Below are 427 nucleotides of genomic sequence, written 5' to 3'. Positions count from 1 at the left end.
GCTCCATGATCCACTGGTTGATCGGAGCGGTGTGGCTCTGGAGGATGAAGACGTCGGCGCCGCGCACCGACTCGCCGAACCGGACGTAGATCTCGCCGTTCGCGAAGTCGTACGCGGTCGTGGGCAGCAGGTCGATGCCCAGCTCCCGCGCGACGTCGTTGGCCAGCTCGGGGTGCGCGCGCCCCGAGGCGAGGACGAGGGACTTCTCCCCGTTGCCGGCGATCGTGCTGCTCATACCAGTGGGTTCCTTCGGTGGTGTTTCCGGGTGCGGGGTGGGTCTGAGGAGAGCGGGGCCGGACGCGGTCAGTCTGCCGTGGTCGCGGGACGACCGCCACGCAGCGCCTCGAGCGTGTGCTCGAGCTCGGGTCCGGGCGGCGGCGGGGTCGGGCGCTCGGCCGTCGCCGCCGCGCTCTGGTCCGCGAGCTGG

Annotated in this window: 1 protein-coding gene; it reads right to left on the bottom strand. The window is 71.9% G+C overall.

Annotated features, from left to right (window positions below; genetic code table 11):
• Positions 1-235 (bottom strand): ribose-phosphate pyrophosphokinase-like domain-containing protein (locus G3I78_RS48895; protein WP_164437114.1); only part of this gene is annotated, 235 nt, incomplete at its 3' end.
• Positions 236-427 lie beyond the last annotated feature (192 nt).

The organism is Streptomyces sp. SID13726 (genome assembly GCF_010548375.1).
GTDB lineage: Bacteria > Actinomycetota > Actinomycetes > Streptomycetales > Streptomycetaceae > Streptomyces.
This window is presented reverse-complemented; position numbering and strand designations above follow the sequence as displayed.